13 protein-coding genes are annotated in these 17,802 nt (G+C 64.8%); 3 read left to right on the top strand and 10 right to left on the bottom strand.

The genetic code is table 11. The features are described 5' to 3' along the window. Positions 1-46: 46 nt before the first annotated feature. Positions 47-613, bottom strand: a complete 567-nt coding sequence (gene thpR, locus HWX08_RS28135; RefSeq protein ID WP_174922965.1) for an RNA 2',3'-cyclic phosphodiesterase — start codon at positions 611-613, stop codon at positions 47-49. Continuing rightward, positions 610-2,106 carry an alanine/glycine:cation symporter family protein gene (locus HWX08_RS28130; RefSeq protein WP_174922964.1) on the bottom strand — a complete coding sequence of 499 codons (1,497 nt, stop codon included), beginning with the start codon at positions 2,104-2,106 and terminating at the stop codon, positions 610-612. Before HWX08_RS28130 ends, thpR begins: the two co-directional genes overlap by 4 nt. Before the next feature lie 538 nt (positions 2,107-2,644). Here HWX08_RS28130 and HWX08_RS28125 point away from each other — a divergent pair. Both HWX08_RS28125 and HWX08_RS28120 read left to right on the top strand, forming a co-directional pair. Then, positions 2,645-3,778 carry a lipid II-degrading bacteriocin gene (locus HWX08_RS28125; RefSeq protein ID WP_174922963.1) on the top strand — a complete coding sequence of 378 codons (1,134 nt, stop codon included), beginning with the start codon at positions 2,645-2,647 and terminating at the stop codon, positions 3,776-3,778. 76 nt (positions 3,779-3,854) lie between these two features. Next, the gene (locus tag HWX08_RS28120) at positions 3,855-4,238 is read left to right on the top strand and encodes a hypothetical protein (RefSeq protein ID WP_069255560.1); all 384 of its coding nucleotides are present in this window, start codon (positions 3,855-3,857) and stop codon (positions 4,236-4,238) included. Between the two features lie 72 nt (positions 4,239-4,310). On the opposite strand, the gene HWX08_RS28115 is transcribed toward HWX08_RS28120, so the two are convergent. From HWX08_RS28115 to HWX08_RS28105, 3 genes are all read right to left on the bottom strand, one after another. After that, positions 4,311-5,777 carry a glutamate synthase subunit beta gene (locus HWX08_RS28115; RefSeq protein ID WP_069255559.1) on the bottom strand — a complete coding sequence of 489 codons (1,467 nt, stop codon included), beginning with the start codon at positions 5,775-5,777 and terminating at the stop codon, positions 4,311-4,313. An 85-nt stretch (positions 5,778-5,862) separates the two neighbouring features. After that, the gene (locus HWX08_RS28110) at positions 5,863-10,566 is read right to left on the bottom strand and encodes a glutamate synthase-related protein (protein WP_174922962.1); all 4,704 of its coding nucleotides are present in this window, start codon (positions 10,564-10,566) and stop codon (positions 5,863-5,865) included. A 290-nt stretch (positions 10,567-10,856) separates the two neighbouring features. Then, on the bottom strand, positions 10,857-11,570 hold the full coding sequence (locus tag HWX08_RS28105) for a transposase (RefSeq protein ID WP_069255557.1): 714 nt from the start codon (positions 11,568-11,570) through the stop codon (positions 10,857-10,859). 193 nt (positions 11,571-11,763) lie between these two features. Between HWX08_RS28105 and HWX08_RS28100 the strand changes: the two genes are divergently transcribed. Then, positions 11,764-12,495: an OmpW/AlkL family protein gene (locus HWX08_RS28100; RefSeq protein ID WP_069255556.1), complete on the top strand. Its 732-nt coding sequence runs from the start codon at positions 11,764-11,766 to the stop codon at positions 12,493-12,495. Between the two features lie 169 nt (positions 12,496-12,664). Here HWX08_RS28100 and ugpQ read toward each other — a convergent pair whose 3' ends face one another. From ugpQ to ugpB, 5 genes are all read right to left on the bottom strand, one after another. Further along, positions 12,665-13,435, bottom strand: a complete 771-nt coding sequence (gene ugpQ, locus HWX08_RS28095; protein ID WP_174922961.1) for a glycerophosphodiester phosphodiesterase — start codon at positions 13,433-13,435, stop codon at positions 12,665-12,667. 27 nt (positions 13,436-13,462) lie between these two features. Next, positions 13,463-14,548: a sn-glycerol-3-phosphate import ATP-binding protein UgpC gene (locus tag HWX08_RS28090; RefSeq protein WP_069255554.1), complete on the bottom strand. Its 1,086-nt coding sequence runs from the start codon at positions 14,546-14,548 to the stop codon at positions 13,463-13,465. 32 nt (positions 14,549-14,580) lie between these two features. Then, positions 14,581-15,426: a sn-glycerol-3-phosphate ABC transporter permease UgpE gene (gene ugpE / locus HWX08_RS28085; protein WP_069255553.1), complete on the bottom strand. Its 846-nt coding sequence runs from the start codon at positions 15,424-15,426 to the stop codon at positions 14,581-14,583. Continuing rightward, positions 15,423-16,307, bottom strand: coding sequence for a sn-glycerol-3-phosphate ABC transporter permease UgpA (gene ugpA / locus HWX08_RS28080; RefSeq protein WP_069255552.1), 885 nt, complete (start codon positions 16,305-16,307; stop codon positions 15,423-15,425). Before ugpA ends, ugpE begins: the two co-directional genes overlap by 4 nt. A 102-nt stretch (positions 16,308-16,409) precedes the next feature. Continuing rightward, complete coding sequence (gene ugpB, locus HWX08_RS28075; RefSeq protein WP_069255551.1) at positions 16,410-17,744, bottom strand: sn-glycerol-3-phosphate ABC transporter substrate-binding protein UgpB; 1,335 nt, start codon at positions 17,742-17,744, stop codon at positions 16,410-16,412. Positions 17,745-17,802 lie beyond the last annotated feature (58 nt).

Below are 17,802 nucleotides of genomic sequence, written 5' to 3'. Positions count from 1 at the left end.
CGGCACGGCGATGATCGCCACCGGCCGTCGGCTGCGCCGGAACGGCTCAGCCCGCTACCGCGCCGTCCGCCCGTGTGATCGGCGCCGACACGATCGGCCGATGCGACACGCCTTCGTGCGACAGCCGGCTTTCGAACAGCGTGAGCGCGTCGAAGCGCAACGCGAGCGGCCGACCGGTTGCACCGCCATGCGCAGGTTGACCGTCCGCATCGTGCAGCAGCCGCGCGAGCGTCACGTGCGGACGGAACGGCCGCCGGTCGGCGGGCACGCCCAGCTCGCGCAGCCGTGCCGACAGGTCCGCATGAAGCGCCGAACACGCCGGCTCGGCCGCGAGTTCCGCGACGATCAGCCGCGCGCGCGGCAGGCTCGGCCACCACGCGATCCGCTCGACCGGTGTCGGCGGCAGCGCATGCGCGGCCGCGAGCGCCGGCAGGCACGCGGCCAGCGCATCGCAGCAGGCCCGCTCGATCGCACCGACGAACGCGAGCGTCACATGCAGTTGCGCGGGCTGCGTGCGCCGCGCGCCACGGGCGACCGGCAACGCGTGCAGCGCGTCGCGCGATGCCGCATCGGGCACCAGCGCGACGAACACGCGCAACCGGTCGCCGTTCATGACTCGCGCACCACCGTGCGCGGCGCGTTCGCGCTGGCCTCATCGGCCGCGGCCGGGCGCTGCGGCAGCGGGCCATGCTCGCCCCACACGTCGGTCGGCAGCACGTTCGCGAGTTCCGGAATCGTGTTGCGCGTGAACACCGGATCGGCCACGCCTTCCGCGCGCTGGCGGCGATAGTCGCGCCACGCCGCGTGCGCGTACTTGCCGAGCGCGAGGATCGCGATCAGGTTGATGATCGCCATCAGCCCCATGCTCGTATCGGCCATCGCCCACACGAGCGGCAGTTGCCCGACGCTGCCGAACATCACCATGCCGAGCACCGCGACGCGGAATAGCGGCAGCACGCCGCGCCGCTTCGTGATGAATTCGACGTTGCCTTCCGCATACGCGTAGTTGCCGATCACCGACGAATACGCGAAGAAGAAGATCGCGAACGCCATGTAGATGCCGCCCCAGTCGCCGACGTGGCTCGCGATGGACCGCTGCGTGAGCGCCGCGCCTTCCATGCCGGTGCCCAGCTCGTACTGGCCCGACAGCAGAATCACGAAGGCGGTCGCGCTGCAGATCACGATCGTGTCGACGAACACGCCGAGCATCTGGATCAGCCCCTGCACGACCGGATGCCGCGTGCTGGCGGTCGCCGCCGCATTCGGCGCGCTGCCCATGCCGGCCTCGTTCGAGAACAGCCCGCGCTTCACGCCCATCGCGACCGCCTGGCTGACCGCATAGCCCGTCAGGCCGCCCGCCGCCTGCTCGAGGCCGAACGCGCTCTTCACGATCAGCGCGATCACGCCCGGCACCAGCGCAAGATGCGTCGCGACCGCATAGACCGCGAGCGCGAGATAGCCGATCGCCATCAGCGGCACGATCACCTGCGCAACCGCCGCGATCCGGCGGATCCCGCCGAAGATGATCGGCGCGGTCAGCAGCACGAGCGCGAGACCGACGCTTGCGCGGCTCCAGCCGAACGACGTGTCGAACGCATCGGCGATCGCGTTGGCCTGCACCGCATTGAACACGAAGCCGAACGCGAGAATCAGCGACAGCGAGAACAGCACGCCGAAGCCGCGCGAACGCAGGCCCGTCTGGATGTAGTACGCGGGGCCGCCGCGATAGCTGCCGTCGGCGTGCGACACCTTGAAGATCTGCGCGAGCGTCGCCTCGACGAACGCGGACGACATCCCGACGAGCGCCGTCATCCACATCCAGAAGATCGCGCCCGGCCCGCCGACCGTCAGCGCAACCGCGACGCCGGCGATGTTGCCGGTGCCGACGCGGCTCGCGAGCCCGGTCGCGAACGCCTGGAACGACGAGATGCTGCCCGGTTCGCCCTTGCTGCCGACCAGTTTCATGCTGAGGAACAGCGCCTTCAACTGGATCATCCGGAACCGCAACGTGAACCACGCACCGGCGCCGAGCAGCAGCGCGATCAGCACGTAGTTCCACAACACGCCATTGATGGCGTCGATCAGCCCATGCACGAATGCTTCCATCCAGAGTCCTTGTAAATAGGGTCGGTCATATGCGGCAGCCGCGGACGCGGCCTGAGAGGCGACATGATATGACAGTTCTCAAGAATTATTACAAAATGAAAGGATTCGGCATCATGACAAATCAAGGGACCGATCTCTCCTGATCAGATGCGTCAACACGCCCCCGTCACCTTGGACACTCTCCCGTGACTGTTTGACACATTGCTCAGTCAACAGGACACGCAGAGGAAAGTGTTTCCGCATTTCGACTTTTCTCGGCCCTTACCCGGACGATACACAGCGGTAGCCGATCGGTCGACCAACCACGCGTCCTCAGCATCCCCACATCCCTAGCCGGCGCCCGGCTAATTCCGAGACAAGGAAGCGCGGTCGCATGCTCTCGGGAATCTCTTTTGATTTCGCTTCGTAGAAGTGTTCCGGATGACTCCCCCACGAATACGTGCCGGACAAACTCCTTGCAGGCAGCAAAAAAAATATAACCGTCTCATTCTCAGGCATGCGAATCAATCATCGAAATCAACACTGCACGGGATATGAAATGACGAAGCATAACTCTTTGAAACAGACAAGCCACGCCTCTGAAGAAAAGCAACAGCCTTTGATGCGACGACGTCTTCTGGTCGCGTCAACCGTGCTCCCGTTTGGCACGCTGCTGAAGCACGCGACGGCCATGGCTCAGAACAACGTCCTCCCGCCCATCGAGATCACAGCACCGAGGCCGCCCGACTTTAATTTTGGCGATTTCGGTATCAAGGTAAACGAAATTCCCGGCGCCAACCCCGGCGCCGGAATGCCGGCACCTTCAATTTGCTTCAATCAGTACTGCACATCGAATTTCATGTTGCTTTTTGCGAACACGGGCAACATGATCCGCGCCACCGAGATGTTTCTCAAACATCTCCAAGTCTTCGGGGGCAACGACACAAAATTCTGGCGCAATCAATTAATGCTGGTGGGCGGCTTCACTCCTTGGCTGGCCATCGGTGGCTACAAATATTTGCCTGGCGCCAATCAATACGGATTCAATTTTGAACCTGGAACATATGCCAACATCACTGCGCTATTTGGCATCTATATCGGACAATCAAGCGGCATCCCGCCAACGAGCACATTCGCGTCGTACGGCAATCCGCTGATGTTCGTCGAAGCACTCAATCATTGGATACACGGAGACGGAACTCAACGAACCGTTCATATTGAATCACTCAACTTGAAGATGAGCATCCTCGATTTCTCGGAAATATCGAGAGCCATCGAAAATCCCGGGTATGGCCCCGGCATCTACTCGTTCGACACCGGTTTCAGCACCAACATCTTCAATCACGGGACAAAGGATCTCTGGAGTGCCGCAGTCTTTGGGCGAGTATCCGGCAGGGTACGTGGCACGCTTGAAATGCTGGAGGACGATACATATCGATTCGTCGGTTACTACTCACTCAATCCCGACAAGTTCGATGCAGATCCTTCAAACCGACCATTTCTGCAGGAGGCTGCGACGACGTTCCTATCCAAGCTCGGAGCCACCCTGGGACATAAGGACTATCAAATCAACTTTTTCGGTGAAAAAAGTCTCACGTTCTCTGGCCAACGACCTGTCAAGAATGCAGGCACACGCCCCCCGCAGGCAGTCCATAGGCCGTCGTTCGGTGGACTGATGCGACCGACTCGCTAGCAGGCCCCCGGGCGGCTCCGAAAATTCGACTGCCCGGGTCAACCGTCATTTTTTTCATGCCCACGTTGAGCACCTCATGATTTCCAGAGTCATACGCGGAATCCTACGGCTAGTTCTCTGGTTGGTTATCGCAGCGATCGGCACCTATGCGCTACTGTTCGTCGTCGTCGCGACTTCCCGATATGAGCGGACCGAAGGCAGTTGCCCTGACATGTCTCTCGATACGCTACGAAACAAGGTCCTGTTACGTCTCGAGGAACAAGGAATACCGCTGGACAGCATCCGGTTCGACGGAGCGCCGCAGTATCACGCATGGAAACTGGGCATGTGGGAATTCCCCCTGCTCATTGTCGAAACCAGATACATCGCGATGATCGACTGCAACGAACAGCTTTCAAGCTATTGGCAAGTCAAAGATCAGCCGGTCGACAAAACCGGACAAGCTCAGGATCGCCGATAACTTCAGAAATAAAAAAACCGGGCGCCCTTTCGGACGCCCGGTTCTCATCGAAACCCGCTCGCGCTATTCAGCTCAGCGCGGCAGTTCCGAATGCCCCATCAGGTACGCATCGACCGAGCGCGCGCACTGGCGGCCTTCGCGGATCGCCCACACCACGAGCGACTGGCCGCGGCGCATGTCGCCCGCCGCGAACACCTTGTCGACCGACGTGTAGTACGAACGATCGCCTTCGGTCGCCGCACGCGCATTGCCGCGCGCATCCTTCGCGACGCCGAACGCGTCGAGCACCGGCGCCGCCGGCTGCGTGAAGCCCATCGCGAGCAGCACGAGGTCGGCCTTCATCTCGAACTCGGAACCCGGCACTTCCTGCATCTTGCCGTCCTTCCACTCGACGCGCACCGCGATCAGCTTTTCGACCTTGCCGTTCTTGCCTTCGAGGCGCTTCGTCGCGACCGCCCAGTCACGCTCGCAACCTTCCTCGTGCGACGACGACGTGCGCAGCTTGATCGGCCAGTACGGCCACACGAGCGGCTTGTTTTCCTCTTCCGGCGGCTGCGGCAGCAGCTCGAACTGCGTGACCTGCTTCGCGCCGTGACGATTCGACGTGCCGACGCAGTCCGAACCCGTATCGCCGCCGCCGATCACGATCACGTGCTTGCCCTTCGCGAGCAGCTGGTCGGCGAGCTTGTCGCCCGCGTTCACGCGGTTCTGCTGCGGCAGGAAGTCCATCGCGAAATGGACACCCGCGAGTTCGCGGCCCGGCACCGGCAAGTCGCGCGGCGTTTCCGACCCGCCCGCGATCACGACCGCGTCGAATTCTTCCTTCAGCGTGTCCGGCGAGATGGTTTCCTTCGCGAGACTGCCGATCGACTCGGGCAGCGGATCCTTGCCGATGAACACGCTGGTGCGGAACGTCACGCCTTCCGCTTCCATCTGACGCATGCGGCGGTCGATCAGCCACTTCTCGAGCTTGAAGTCGGGGATCCCGTAGCGCAGCAGGCCGCCGACGCGATCGTTCTTCTCGAACACCGTCACGTCGTGGCCCGCACGCGCGAGCTGCTGCGCGGCGGCGAGGCCCGCGGGGCCCGAACCGACGACCGCGACCTTCTTGCCCGTCTTGTGCTCGGCCGGCAGCGGCTTCACCCAGCCTTCCGCCCAGGCCTTGTCGATGATCGCGTGCTCGATCGACTTGATGCCGACCGGGTCGTCGTTGATCCCGAGCGTGCACGCCGCTTCGCACGGCGCCGGGCAGATGCGGCCCGTGAATTCCGGGAAGTTGTTGGTCGAATGCAGGACTTCGATCGCCTGCTGCCAGTCCTGGCGGTAAACGAGATCGTTGAAGTCCGGAATGATGTTGTTGACCGGGCAGCCGTTGTTGCAGAACGGGATGCCGCAATCCATGCAGCGCGCGCCCTGGACCTTCGCGTCCGCGTCGGTCAGTGCCGCGACGAATTCCTTGTAGTGCTTCACGCGCGTGAGCGGTGCTTCGTACGCCTCGTGGCGGCGTTCGAACTCCAGAAAACCGGTTGCCTTGCCCATAAGGTGCTCTTCTGTTCGGTGTATCGGGTGGGGGAGCCGCGCGCGGCCATCAGGCGCGCGCGGCATTCGCTGTGTCGTTCGTCGCTCAGGCGGCCAGTTCTTCCTTCGCCGCCTTCTTCGCACCGATCTCGCCCAGCGCGCGCTTGTATTCGTGCGGGAACACCTTCACGAACTGGCGGCGCGCCGCGTCCCAGTTTTCCAGCAGCGACTTCGCGCGCGGCGAACCCGTGAACTGGAAATGACGCTCGACGAGCCCCTTGAGCAGCGCTTCGTCCGTCGTGCCCGTATGCCAGAGAGCGCGGTCGACCGTACGCTCCTGCTCGGCCTGCTGCAGCACCGGCTCGAGCGCGACCATCGACTTGTTGCACTTCGCCGCGAACGTGCCTTCCGGATCGTAGATGTAGGCGAGACCGCCCGACATGCCGGCCGCGAAGTTGCGCCCCGTCTCGCCGAGCACGACGACCGTGCCGCCCGTCATGTATTCGCAACCGTGGTCGCCCGTGCCTTCGACGACCGCCGTCGCGCCCGAGTTGCGCACGCAGAAGCGCTCGCCCGCGACGCCGCGGAAGAATGCTTCGCCTTCGATCGCGCCGTACATCACCGTGTTGCCGCAGATGATGTTTTCCTCGGACTTGCCGCGGAAGTCGTTGGTCGGACGGATGATGATCCGGCCGCCCGACAGGCCCTTGCCGACGTAGTCGTTGCCGTCGCCGACGAGGTCGAGCGTCACGCCCTTCGCGAGGAACGCGCCGAAGCTCTGGCCGGCCGTGCCCTTCAGCTGGATGTGCACCGCGTCGTCGGCCAGGCCGTCGTGGCCGTGCTTCTTCGCGATCACGCCCGACAGCATCGCGCCGACCGTACGGTTCACGTTGCGCACCGGCTGGATGAACGACACATGCTCGCCGTTCTCGATCGCGGCCTTCGCCTTCTCGATCAGCACGTGGTCGAGCGCGCGCTCGAGGCCGTGATCCTGCACGTCGACGTGACGGCGCGCGACGTCTTCGCACTCTTCCGGCTGGTAGAACACGCGCGAGAAGTCGAGGCCCTTCGCCTTCCAGTGCTCGATGCCCTTGCGGGTGTCGAGCAGGTCGGCGCGGCCGATCAGGTCGTCGAACTTCGCGATGCCGAGCTGCGCCATGATTTCGCGCACTTCCTCGGCGACGAAGAAGAAGTAGTTCACGACGTGCTCGGGCTGGCCCTTGAACTTCGCACGCAGCACCGGATCCTGCGTCGCGACGCCGACCGGGCACGTGTTCAGGTGGCACTTGCGCATCATGATGCAGCCTTCGACGACGAGCGGCGCCGTCGCGAAGCCGAATTCGTCCGCGCCGAGCAGCGCGCCGATCACGACGTCGCGGCCCGTCTTCATCTGGCCGTCGGCCTGCACGCGGATGCGCCCGCGCAGGCGGTTCAGCACCAGCGTCTGCTGCGTTTCGGCGAGGCCCAGCTCCCACGGCGTGCCGGCGTGCTTGACCGACGACAGCGGCGATGCGCCCGTGCCGCCGTCATGGCCGGCGATCACGACGTGATCGGCCTTCGCCTTCGCGACACCGGCCGCGACGGTACCGACACCCACTTCCGACACGAGCTTCACGGAGATGCTCGAGCTCGGGTTCACGTTCTTCAGGTCGTGGATCAGCTGCGCCAGATCCTCGATCGAGTAGATGTCGTGGTGCGGCGGCGGCGAGATCAGGCCGACGCCCGGCACCGAGTAACGCAGCTTGCCGATGTATTCGGACACCTTGTGGCCCGGCAGCTGGCCGCCTTCGCCCGGCTTCGCGCCCTGCGCCATCTTGATCTGGATCTGGTCGGCCGACGCGAGGTACTCGGCGGTGACGCCGAAGCGGCCCGATGCGACCTGCTTGATCTTCGAGCGCAGCGAATCGCCGTCCTTCAGCGGAATGTCGCTGACGATCTCGTCGCCGATCACCGACTTCAGCGTCTCGCCAGACTTGATCGGAATGCCGCGCAGTTCGTTGCGATAGCGCTTTTCGTCCTCGCCGCCTTCGCCGGTGTTCGACTTGCCGCCGATCCGGTTCATTGCGATCGCGAGCGTCGCGTGCGCTTCGGTGCTGATCGAACCGAGCGACATCGCGCCCGTCGCAAAACGCTTGACGATGTCCTTCGCCGGCTCGACGTCGTCGATCGGGATCGCCTTGGTCGGCTCGACCTTGAACTCGAACAGGCCACGGAACGTCATGTGCCGCTTGGTCTGGTCGTTGATCAGGTGCGCGTATTCCTTGTACGTCTGGTACGAGTTGCTGCGCGTCGCATGCTGGAGCTTCGCGATCGAATCCGGCGTCCACATGTGGTCTTCGCCGCGCACGCGGTACGCGTACTCGCCGCCCGCGTCGAGCATGTCGCGCAGGACCGGGCTGTCGCCGAACGCGTCGCGGTGCAGGCGGATCGCCTCTTCCGCGACTTCGAACAGCCCGATGCCGCCGACCTTCGACGCCGTGCCCTTGAAGTACTTCTCGACGAGGTCGCTCGACAGGCCGAGCGCTTCGAAGATCTGCGCGCCCGTGTACGACATGTAGGTCGAGATGCCCATCTTCGACATCACTTTCTGCAGGCCCTTGCCGACCGCCTTCGTGAAGTTGTAGACGGCCTTCTCCGGCGACAGGTCGCCCGGCAGCCCTTCGGCCATCTTCGCGAGCGTTTCCATCGCGAGATACGGGTGCACGGCTTCCGCGCCGTAGCCCGCGAGCAGCGCGAAGTGGTGCGTTTCGCGCGCGGAGCCCGTCTCGACGACGAGGCCCGTGCTCGTGCGCAGCCCTTGCTGGACGAGGTGCGTGTGGATCGCCGACGTGGCGAGCAGCGCCGGAATCGCGACGTGCTCGGCGTCCGTCTTGCGGTCCGACACGATCAGCATGTTGTAGCCCGACTTCACCGCGTCGACGGCTTCCGCGCACAGCGACGCGAGGCGCGCCTCGATGCCTTCCTTGCCCCACGCGACCGGGTAGCAGATGTTCAGTTCGTACGCGCTGAACTTGCCGCCCGTGTACTGGTCGATCGCGCGGATCTTCGCGATGTCCTTGAAGTCGAGCACCGGCTGCGACACTTCGAGACGCATCGGCGGGTTGATGTTGTTCGTGTCGAGCAGGTTCGGCTTCGGGCCGATGAACGACACGAGCGACATGACCATGTTCTCGCGGATCGGGTCGATCGGCGGGTTCGTGACCTGCGCGAACAGCTGCTTGAAGTAGTGATAGAGCGTCTTGTTCTTGTTCGACATCACCGCGAGCGGCGAGTCGTTGCCCATCGAGCCGACCGCTTCCTCGCCCTGCTGCGCCATCGGCGCCATCAGGAACTTCAGGTCTTCCTGCGTATAGCCGAACGCCTGCTGGCGGTCGAGCAGCGCGGCGCCCTGCGTACGGCCGGCCGCGACGTCCTCGGCCTTCGGCTCGATCTCGTCGAGCTTGATGCGCACGGCGTCGATCCAGCTCTTGTACGGCTTCGCGTTCGCGAGGTTGTCCTTCAGTTCCTTGTCGTCGATGATGCGGCCGTGTTCCATGTCGATCAGGAACATCTTGCCCGGCTGCAGGCGCCACTTCTTGACGATCTTCGATTCGGGAATCGGCAGCGTGCCGGCTTCCGACGCCATGATGACGAGGTCGTCGTCGGTCACGATGTAGCGCGCCGGACGCAGGCCGTTACGGTCGAGCGTCGCGCCGATCTGGCGGCCGTCGGTGAAGGCGATCGCGGCCGGGCCGTCCCACGGCTCCATCATCGCGGCGTGGTATTCGTAGAACGCGCGGCGGTTCTCGTCCATCAGCGTGTGCTGTTCCCACGCTTCCGGGATCATCATCATCACGGCGTGCACGAGCGGGTAGCCGGCCATCACCAGCAGTTCGAGACAGTTGTCGAACGACGCGGTGTCGGACTGGCCCGGATAGATCAGCGGCCACAGCTTCGGAAGGTCGTCGGCCAGCACGTGCGACGCAATCGCGCCGGTACGCGCGTTCAGCCAGTTCACGTTGCCCTTCACGGTGTTGATCTCGCCGTTGTGCGCGATCATCCGGTACGGGTGAGCCAGCTCCCACGCCGGGAACGTGTTGGTCGAGAAGCGCTGGTGCACGAGCGCGAGCGCCGACACGACGCGCGGGTCCTGCAGGTCGCGGTAGTACACGCCGACCTGGCCCGCGAGCAGCAGCCCCTTGTAGACGATCGTGCGCGCCGACATCGACGGCACGAAGTATTCCTTGCCGTGCTTGAGCTTCAGCGCCTGGATGCGGTGGCTCGCGGTCTTGCGGATCACGTACAGCTTCCGCTCGAGCGCGTCGGTCACCATGATGTCCTTGCCGCGGCCGATGAAGATCTGGCGGATCAGCGGCTCGCTCGCCTTCACGGTCGGCGAAATCGGCATCGCATGGTCGACCGGCACGTCGCGCCAGCCGAGCACGACCTGACCTTCCGCCCGCACCGTCCGCTCGAGCTCCTGCTCGCACGCGAGACGCGATGCGTTTTCCTTCGGCAGGAAGATCATCCCAACCCCGTATTCGCCGGCCGGCGGCAGCGTCACGCCCTGCTTCGACATTTCCTCGCGATAGAACGCGTCCGGAATCTGGATCAGGATGCCCGCGCCGTCGCCCATCAGCGGATCGGCGCCGACCGCGCCGCGGTGATCGAGGTTCTCGAGGATCTTCAGACCCTGCTGAATGATCTCGTGGCTCTTCTTGCCCTTGATGTGAGCGACGAAGCCGACGCCGCAGGCGTCGTGTTCGTTTTGCGGGTCGTACAGACCTTGTGCGGCGGGCACCGCGGCGAGCGGCTGCTGGTGGTCGTTCATGGGGACACCGTCGTAAAGGGGGCCTGGAGGCCGTTGAACCATTTTCTTGTTGCCGTCGATCCCGCTCCCGACAGGAGACGGCACGGCCGACAGTGGATGGGCATGCTTCGCCCGGGCCACCGGAATTCGGAATATACGCGACGAATCAAAGGAATAGCAACAAAAACCGCTTGATCGAACCCCAATTAAATCAATGCCTTTATCTGGTGCCGTTTTATTGGGTCCGTATCGATTTGGTGCAAAAAAAGAAGCGGCGCCCGCTGCGCCGCTTCCTGATTCGCCTTTCCGTATTACTGCTGGGCCGGCGGTGTGTTTTCACGCACCTTTCTGGGGCGTCCGCGCGGCAGCGGCGATACGCGCCGGTTCGCGGTACGCGCCGCCCACTCGCGGTAATTCTCGCCGCCGAGCACCCAGCCCTTCAGCGTCGCCTGTTGCAACTGGTCGGCCTGCCGCTCGTCGAGCGGCTGCTCGCACAGCTCCTTGTACGCACGCTGGCGGTCGAACGGCGTATTGCCGAGCGCCCAGTAGAGCGGATGGTCGGTGATCAGGCTGTCGACGGTGAGCCCGACGTGGTGCCGGTAGCTCGACCAGCGATAGGCCTCGGGCGTCGCGACGAGCTGCGCGCGCACCGGACTCATCTCGACCACGCGGCTCGCGAGCAGGAAATAGCGCTCGCCTTCGATCACGGTCGCGCGATAGCGGCCTTCCCACAGGGTGCCGCGCCGCGAATAGCGCCGATTGAAATGGGCGACGTAGCGGCGGCCGACGGCCTGCATCGCTTTCGGCAGGCTCGCCTCGTCGCTCGGCGTCACGAGGAGTTGCACCTGGCGCGGCAGCAGCACGTAGGCGTGCACCGACAGGTGATGATCGCGCGCGGCGGCCTTCAGGCAATCGATGAAGAGTTCGTAGTCCTGGTCGTCGACGAACGCGGGTTGCTGATCCAGGCCGCGCAGTATCACGTGCTGCGGCTGGTCGGGAACGTAGAGTCGTGCTAACCGTGCCATGCTGAATGTCCGTTTGAACGCGTTAGGAAATACCCGGAGGTCCGAAAATGCGCACCTGCATAGAATGCCTGTCCCCGCGGGGCGTGAAAGCGTACGGTCGTACGAAACCTAGGGAGAAAACTCTAACTTACGAGCTTGTTTGGTTTTAAACGCTGTCGTCATAATGAGCACGCCTTTGATCGGAGGAGACACAATGAAACGAAAACTGGCCATTACGGGGGCCGCAGCGCTCGCATTTGCTTTCGCGGGCGGTACGGCACATGCACAATCCGCAGGTGATTTCTACGTCAGCACCGGCTGGCTCCACCTGGCCCCGCAAGACAAGAGCGACCCGCTCTACGTGTACGGCGTCGGCGGTACGCCCATCAATCAGTCCATTCCCAATACCGGCGCGGGGATCACCGATGCCGACACGCTCGGCCTCGCAACCGGATACTTCATTACCGACCACCTCTCCACCGAGCTCGTCATGGGGATACCGCCGAAGTTCGACATTACCGGCAAGGGTCAGTTCGACAAGTTCGGCGTGCTCGGCCGCGCGTATCAGTGGAGCCCTGCCGTCCTGCTTCGCTACCACTTCAACGACGCCAACGCGAAGTTCCGTCCGTATGTCGGCATCGGCGCGACGTATGTGTGGTTCACCGGCGCGAAGATCACGAACAGCAGCTTCGAGAACGGCGTGCTCGGCGGCCCGACCAGCGCGACGACCAGCAACCAGTGGGCGCCCGTCTTCAACGCCGGCTTCACGTACAACTTCACGAAACACTGGTTCGCCGGCCTGTCGCTTTCGTACATCCCGGTCAGCGTGACCGCGACCTTCACGACGGCCCGCCGCACGCCGGTCGGTACGCTGACGGAAACGTCGAAGGCCCACATCTCGCTGAACCCGATCGTGACGTACCTGAACGTCGGCTACCGCTTCTAAGCGTAGTCGAATATTTGGGGAATGGTTAATCCTGCTGCAATTTGTAGCGGAATTTTCGTGACGTAACGTCTCCACGATCCAAAACGCCCCGGCGGAAATCCCGTCGGGGCGTTGCTTTTTCGCGTCAGGACCGTTCGGATGCCGGCTTTGCCGGCCGCCGTGGCAATCGTCAGACGATGTCGATGTCGTCCAGCGCGGCGGGCCCGATCAGGTCGATCCGGTCCGTGCAGACCGCGTCGACGCCCCAGCGCGCGAGTTCGCGCGCCCGTTCGAGGTCGTTCACCGTGTAAACCAGGATGCGCAGCCCCGCCGCCTTGATCGCGCGCACCAGCGGTTCGTCGAGCCGTTTGTGGTCTGCATGCAACGAAACGCAGTCGAGCGCACCGACCACCTGCGCATGCCAGTCGTCCGGCACGGCCTCATAGAGCATCCCGAGCGGCAGCGCCGGCGCCGTCGCGCGCGCCGCTTGCATCGCATCGAACGAGAACGACGACAGCAACGGCGCAATGGCCGCATCGCGCCAGTACGCGGCCGCATCGGCCGCCACGCGCTGCCCGGTCTCGTGCTCGCGCCCCGGACACGGCTTGATCTCGACGTTCGCGGCCAGCCCGTGCGCGATGCAGCGCGCCGCCGCCGCGTCGAGCGTCGGCATCCGCTCGCCCGCGAAGCGCGCATCGCGCCACGCGCCCGCGTCGAGCGCGGCCAGCGCCGCATAACGCATGCCCGCCGCCGCACCCGTGCCGTTCGACGTGCGGTCGACCGTGTCGTCGTGTAGCAGGAACGTCACGTCGTCGGCCGACAGCTTCGCGTCGAACTCGACCATCCGGTGGCCGCGCCGCGCGGCCTCGTCGAGCCCGGCAAGCGTGTTCTCCGGCGCGAGCGTGCCGCCGCCGCGATGGGCGACGACGCGCGGATAGGGCCAGTCGGTGCGAAGGGTCATCGTCGGTCTCTCGGCGGATGCAACAGGTCAGCCGGCGCGCTTGCCGGTCTCGGGATCGAAGAAATGCAGCCGGTGCGCGGGCAGCGCGGCCGCCAGCGGCGTGCCCCGCGCGGGTCGGTCCGCATGCGGCAGGCGCACCGCGACGTCGTGATTGCCCCAGCGGCCGTGCGCGAGGTTGTCCGCGCCGAGCAGCTCGCACGAATCGACCGGCAGCGCGGCCTGCGCGACGCCCGGCTGCGGCGTCATGTGCTCGGGCCGCACGCCGAGCACCCAGTCGCGCCCGGTGGCGATCTCGGTGCCGATGCCGGGCGCGCCGGCCACCGGCAGCGCGGGGCCGCCGCCCGCGACCGTGAAGGTCGCGCCGTCTTCCGACAGCCGGCCGTGCATCAGGTTCATCGCGGGCGAGCCGATGAAGCCCGCGACAAACACCGTCGCCGGCTTCTCGTACACGTCGACCGGCGCGCCGATCTGCTCCGCGTAGCCGCGGTTCATCACGATCACGCGCTGCGCGAGCGTCATCGCCTCGATCTGGTCGTGCGTCACGTAAACGCTCGTCGTCGCGAGCCGCGCATGCAGCCGCTGGATCTCGAGCCGCATCTGCACGCGCAGCTTCGCGTCGAGGTTCGACAACGGCTCGTCGAACAGGAACACCGCCGGCTCGCGCACGATCGCGCGCCCCATCGCGACGCGCTGCCGCTGGCCGCCCGACAGCTCGCGCGGCCGCCGCGCGAGCAGCGGCTCGAGTTCGAGGATCTTCGCGGCTGCGGCGACCCGCGAATCGATCGTTGCGCGGTCGATCCCGCGGATCTTCAGCCCGTAGCCCATGTTCTGCGCGACCGTCATGTGCGGGTACAGCGCATAGTTCTGGAACACCATCGCGATGTCGCGGTCCTTCGGCTCCAGCGCGTTGACCACGCGATCGCCGATCGCGATCTCGCCGTCGGTCACGGTCTCGAGCCCCGCGATCATCCGCAGCAACGTCGACTTGCCGCAGCCCGACGGCCCGACCAGCACGACGAATTCGCCGTCGGCGATCTCCACGTCGATGCCGTGCAGCACGTGCTGCTTGCCGTCGTAGGATTTCCTGACGCCCTTCAAGCTCAGCGCAGCCATTCTTGGTCTTTCTCCCGGTTGCCGTCCGTCATTCATTTCTCGGAATCGACGAGGCCGCGCACGAACCAGCGCTGCATCGCCAGCACGACGACGAGCGGCGGGATCATGCCCAGCAGCGTCGCCGCCATCACGTATTGCCATTCGGTCGCGGCGTCGCCGCTCGCGATCATCGTCTTGATGCCCACCACCGCCGTCGACAGCGACGCTTCCGTCGTGATCAGGATCGGCCATAGATACTGGTTCCAGCCGTAGATGAACGTGATCACGAACAGCGCCGCGATGCTCGTCTTCGACAGCGGCAGCACGACGTCCCAGAAGAACCGCAGCGGCCCAGCGCCGTCGATGCGCGCGGCATCCATCAGCTCGTCAGGCAGCGTCATGAAGAACTGGCGGAACAGGAACGTCGCGGTTGCCGACGCGATCAGCGGCAGCGTGAGCCCCGCGTAGGTGTTCGTCAGATGCAGCGTCGACACGACCTGCACGGTCGGGAAGATCCGCACCTCGACCGGCAGCATCAGCGTGATGAAGATCAGCCAGAACGCCGTGTTGCGGAACGGGAAGCGGAAATAGACGATCGCGTAGGCGGACAGGATCGACACGGCGATCTTGCCCACCGCGATCCCGAGCGCCATCACGAAGCTGTTCACGAGCAGGCGGCCGAACGGCGCGGTCGTGCCGCCGCTGCCGTGCCCCCAGATGTACGCGACGTTCTCGAACAGGTGCGTGCTCGGCACGAGCGACAGCGGCACCGTGAACACTTCCTGCGCGTTCATCGTCGCCGCGCAGAACGCGACGTAGACGGGAAACACGATCAGCACGACGCCCGCGACCAGCACCGCGTGGCAGAACAGGTCGAAGCCCTTGCGATTTTCGATCATGCGTATTGCACCCTGCGTTCGACGAAGCGGAACTGGATCACCGTGAGCCCGACGACGATGATCATCAGCACGACCGATTGCGCGCCCGAGCTGCCGATGTCGAGCCCCTGAAAGCCCTCCGCGAAGATCTTGTAGATCAGCGTCTTCGTGCTCTGCGCCGGGCCGCCGCCGGTGGCCGCGTCGATCACCGGGAACGTGTCGAAGAATGCGTAGACGAGGTTCACGACCAGCAGGAAGAAGCTGGTGGGCGACAGCAGCGGCAGCACGATGTTGAAGAAGCGCCGCACGGGCCCCGCACCGTCGATCGCGGCCGCCTCGATCAGCGAGCGCGGGATCGCCTGCAGGCCCGCGTAGAAGAACAGGAAGTTGTAGCTCACCTGCTTCCACACCGACGCGAGCACGACCAGGAACATCGCCTGGCCGCCGTTCAGCGCGTGGTTCCACACGATGCCGTTCTTCGCGAGCGCATACGTGATCAGGCCGATGCTCGGGTTGAACAGGAACGCCCACAGCACGGCGGCGATCGTCGGGGCGACCGCGTACGGCCAGATCAGCAGCGTGCGGTACACGCGCGCGCCGCGGATCACGCGGTCCGCGCACGCGGCGAGCAGCAGCGACACGACGAGCCCGCTCACGGTGACGAGCGAACTGAACACGAGCGTCGTGCGAAACGAATCGAGATACAGCGGATCGGCGAACAGGTGCGTGAAGTTCGCGAGGCCGACGAATTCGCTCGACGTGCCGAACGCATCCTGCGTCTGCGTCGACTGCCACAGCGCGACGCCGGCCGGCCACAGGAAGAACACGGCGGTGATCGCGAGCTGCGGCGCGATCAGCAGGTACGGCAACAGGCTCGTACCGAAACGGGAACGGGATTGCATCGCGGATATCCGGTCAGGCGCAACGGAAAGGGGCCGCGCCGCCGGCCCGCGCGTGCATCCGTACCGGATGCGACGCGGCCGGCGGCGCGAAGCGATGCGAGCTCAGCCGCCCGACTTCTCGAAGCGGCGCAGCAGCTCGTCGCCGCGCGACGCAGCCGAATCGAGCGCGTCCTTCGGCGACTTCTTCTGCGCCCAGACCTGCTCGAACTCCTCGTCGACCACCGTGCGGATCTGCGGCATGTTGCCCAGGCGCAGCCCCTTCGTGTACGGCAGCGGCGGCTTGTTCAGCATCTGCTTGATCGCGGTTTCGGCGCTCGGGTTCTTCGCGTAGAAGCCCTGCTGGCGCGTCAGGTCGTACGCGGCCGTCGTGACCGGCAGGTAGCCTGTGTCCTGGTGCCACTTCGCGGCGACGGCAGGCGACGCCAGATACGCGAGGAATTTCGCGACGCCCTTGTAGGTCGCCGGATCCTTGCCGGCCAGCACCCACAGGCTCGCGCCGCCGATGATCGCGTTCTGCGGCGCGCCCTTCACGTTCGCGTCGTACGGCATCATGCCGGTGCCGTAGCTGAACTTCGCGAACTTCTGCACGTTCGCGAGCGCGCCCGACGACGTCGTCATGATCCCGCAGTCACCGCTGTAGAACTTCGCCGACGCTTCGTCCTTGCGGCCCGCGTACGTGAACGTGCCGTCCTTCGCCATCTGCTGCAGGAACGAGACGTGTGCGATCTGCTGCGGCTTGTTGAATTCGAGCACCGCGTCGGACCCGTCGAAGCCGTTGTTGCGGCTCGCGAACGGCAGCCCGTGCCAGGCGCTGTAGTTTTCGAGTTGGATCCAGCCCTGCCAGCCGGTCGTGAAGCCGCACGCCATCCCCGACTTGCGCAGCTTCTCCGCATCGGCCTTCACGTCGGCCCACGTCTTCGGCGGCTGGTTCGGATCGAGGCCGGCCTTCTTGAACGCGTCCTTGTTGTAGTACAGCACCGGCGTCGAGCTGTTGAACGGCATCGACACGAGATGGCCCGTCTTCGCGTCGCTGTAGTAACTCGCGATGGTCGGCACGAACCCCTTTTCGTCGAGCGGCACGCCGGCCTGCTTGAACACGTCGTAGACGGGCACGACGGCCTTCTTCGCCTGCATCATCGTCGCGGTGCCGACTTCATAGACCTGGAGGATCGCCGGCGCGTTGCCGCTGCGATAGGCCGCGATGCCGGCCGCGAGCGCCTGGTCGTAGGTGCCCTTGAACACCGGCACGATCTTGTAGTCGCTCTGCGACGCATTGAACTGGTCGGCTATCGCGTTGACCCGCTCGCCGAGCGCGGCCTCCATCGCGTGCCAGAACTGGATTTCCGTCGCGGCGAGCGCCACGTGCTGCACCCCGAACATCAGCGCGCCGCCCAGCGCGATCGAACGAACCAGTGTCCCCGCAGGCTTATTCTTCATCGACCTCTCCTATGAAAACGTTACCAACAGCGTGTGCAACATTCCCGTCGCCATTGAA

It is taken from the genome of Burkholderia metallica (assembly GCF_902832845.1).
GTDB lineage: Bacteria > Pseudomonadota > Gammaproteobacteria > Burkholderiales > Burkholderiaceae > Burkholderia > Burkholderia metallica.
The sequence above is the reverse complement of the archived record's forward strand: the minus strand, read 5'-3'. Positions and strand labels throughout refer to the sequence as shown.

What these genes read in the sequence shown, in the direction of transcription:
- HWX08_RS28090 (WP_069255554.1), bottom strand. Translation starts at nt 14,548, where the DNA reads ATGGCTGCGCTGAGCTTGAAGGGCGTCAGGAAATCCTACGACGGCAAG.
- HWX08_RS28130 (WP_174922964.1), bottom strand. Translation starts at nt 2,106, where the DNA reads ATGGAAGCATTCGTGCATGGGCTGATCGACGCCATCAATGGCGTGTTG.
- HWX08_RS28115 (WP_069255559.1), bottom strand. Translation starts at nt 5,777, where the DNA reads ATGGGCAAGGCAACCGGTTTTCTGGAGTTCGAACGCCGCCACGAGGCG.
- ugpB (WP_069255551.1), bottom strand. Translation starts at nt 17,744, where the DNA reads ATGAAGAATAAGCCTGCGGGGACACTGGTTCGTTCGATCGCGCTGGGC.
- ugpQ (WP_174922961.1), bottom strand. Translation starts at nt 13,435, where the DNA reads ATGACCCTTCGCACCGACTGGCCCTATCCGCGCGTCGTCGCCCATCGC.
- HWX08_RS28100 (WP_069255556.1), top strand. Translation starts at nt 11,764, where the DNA reads ATGAAACGAAAACTGGCCATTACGGGGGCCGCAGCGCTCGCATTTGCT.
- ugpA (WP_069255552.1), bottom strand. Translation starts at nt 16,307, where the DNA reads ATGCAATCCCGTTCCCGTTTCGGTACGAGCCTGTTGCCGTACCTGCTG.
- HWX08_RS28105 (WP_069255557.1), bottom strand. Translation starts at nt 11,570, where the DNA reads ATGGCACGGTTAGCACGACTCTACGTTCCCGACCAGCCGCAGCACGTG.
- HWX08_RS28120 (WP_069255560.1), top strand. Translation starts at nt 3,855, where the DNA reads ATGATTTCCAGAGTCATACGCGGAATCCTACGGCTAGTTCTCTGGTTG.
- ugpE (WP_069255553.1), bottom strand. Translation starts at nt 15,426, where the DNA reads ATGATCGAAAATCGCAAGGGCTTCGACCTGTTCTGCCACGCGGTGCTG.
- HWX08_RS28125 (WP_174922963.1), top strand. Translation starts at nt 2,645, where the DNA reads ATGACGAAGCATAACTCTTTGAAACAGACAAGCCACGCCTCTGAAGAA.
- HWX08_RS28110 (WP_174922962.1), bottom strand. Translation starts at nt 10,566, where the DNA reads ATGAACGACCACCAGCAGCCGCTCGCCGCGGTGCCCGCCGCACAAGGT.
- thpR (WP_174922965.1), bottom strand. Translation starts at nt 613, where the DNA reads ATGAACGGCGACCGGTTGCGCGTGTTCGTCGCGCTGGTGCCCGATGCG.